The following is a 1,536-nucleotide window of genomic DNA, read 5'->3' as shown; positions in this document are numbered from 1 at the left end:
TCGCCATCAAGAAACGGCGAAAATTTATCAAAATTATTTATAAAATGATAATTTAATTTCTTGTGACAGCGCGGTCGAGACTCAAATTTGACCAAGTTTTTAGTTTTCTTAACTAAAGCGCGGTGGATTGGCGCATTATGGAGTTAAGGCTCATTGCTGCGCAAAACAATCTGGCTAAAGATTTAAGTGGCCACAGAGGGCAAAGAGAGCAAGTCTCTTGCCGCGCTTAAAAAAAGAGAATTTAGGTATAATAACGGCAAATATATAAAAGAATTTCATTATATTTTACTAAAACCGGCAAAGCGGTTTTGCGGGCGGTAAGATAGAGTCGCAGCCAAGATCGGCCCAGGTTGCGCTAAGTCTAATCATTTGGAGTATCATGAGCGTTTGTGAGTTAAAATTTCTAGTTTTAAAACCTACTTCGTTTGCCGGCAAGCGTTACGGCAAATTTCCGCTACTCGTCAAATTTGACGCGCAAACAAGGCAAATTTAACACAAAGGACGAAAGATGAAAGAGTTTTTAGCTGCAGCGCTTGATTTTATCCTTTGCCGCATCACGATATTTATCACGGGTGTGCGGCCGCCGCAGGAGCTTTTAAACATAGGCGAGGGCACTAAAATTTACTATGCAAACCACGCCAGCCACGGCGATTTTTTGCTGATTTTCGTCTCACTGCCGTATCGCGTGAGAAAGCGCGTGCGCCCCGTCGCGGCGGCGGAGTACTGGGAGGGCGGGCCCGTGCGCAGATTTCTTGCTAAAAACGTGTTTAACATGGTGCTAATAAGTCGCCGCAAAGATCCGCTGGAAGCGCTAGCGCAAATGAGCGAAGCGCTGCAGACGCACTCTCTCATCATCTTTCCCGAAGGCACGCGCAAGATGAACGACGACCTTGCGTTGCAGCCGTTTAAAAGCGGGGTATTTCGTTTGGCGCAGGAGTGCCCTTCCGTGCCTTTGGTGCCGATTTGGATCAAAAATGCGCGTAACGTCCTGCCTAAGGGCTTTATGATACCTATCCCGCTGCTTTGCGAGCTGATAGTGGGCGAGGAGATATCGTACGGAGGCGAAGGCAAGGGCGAGTTTTTACAAAAGGCGCAAGACGCGCTGCTAGCGATGAGCGATACGCAAAATGATAGAACTAAAGCCTAACACGGCGGCTTTGGCGAGAGCGGTAAATTTGAGCCCTGTAAATCCGTCAAACGAAAAGGCAAAATTTGCGACCGATTTTTACGGCAAATTTGACGGCGAGCCTTTTAGAGCGGCGGCTAAAAGCGTCAAATTTAAACACGAAGCCTTTACTAAAACGCTCGCCGCGTCGCAAAACAAATTTGACCCAAACGTAAGTTTAAAACGTGAGCAATTCTCGCTAACAAATTTAACCGTTCAAGCCGTCCGCACGACAAACCAAACGTGCGCAAATTTGACCCGCTCGGAGAGCTCCGAATCGGGCGTCAAATTTAGCTTCAAATTTAACCAAAAGGCACTAAAATGAACCCGCAAAATCATATCTTAAATCTATTTTTAGGACTCATCGCGGT

At 46.5% G+C, this 1,536-nt stretch carries 2 protein-coding genes; both read left to right on the top strand.

The genetic code is table 11. From position 1 onward, the window contains the following. The first annotated feature begins 508 nt into the window (after positions 1–508). A complete protein-coding gene (locus Q0546_RS03530) occupies positions 509–1,147 on the top strand; it encodes a lysophospholipid acyltransferase family protein (RefSeq protein WP_298790583.1) in 639 nt (212 codons plus the stop codon). Beyond that, positions 1,128–1,490: a hypothetical protein gene (locus tag Q0546_RS03525; protein WP_298790581.1), complete on the top strand. Its 363-nt coding sequence runs from the start codon at positions 1,128–1,130 to the stop codon at positions 1,488–1,490. The genes Q0546_RS03530 and Q0546_RS03525 overlap by 20 nt, the downstream gene beginning before the upstream one ends. Positions 1,491–1,536 lie beyond the last annotated feature (46 nt).

The organism is uncultured Campylobacter sp., assembly GCF_937997465.1.
Classification (GTDB): Bacteria; Campylobacterota; Campylobacteria; order Campylobacterales; family Campylobacteraceae; genus Campylobacter_A.
This window is presented reverse-complemented; position numbering and strand designations above follow the sequence as displayed.

What these genes read in the sequence shown, in the direction of transcription:
- Q0546_RS03530 (WP_298790583.1), top strand. Translation starts at nt 509, where the DNA reads ATGAAAGAGTTTTTAGCTGCAGCGCTTGATTTTATCCTTTGCCGCATC.
- Q0546_RS03525 (WP_298790581.1), top strand. Translation starts at nt 1,128, where the DNA reads ATGATAGAACTAAAGCCTAACACGGCGGCTTTGGCGAGAGCGGTAAAT.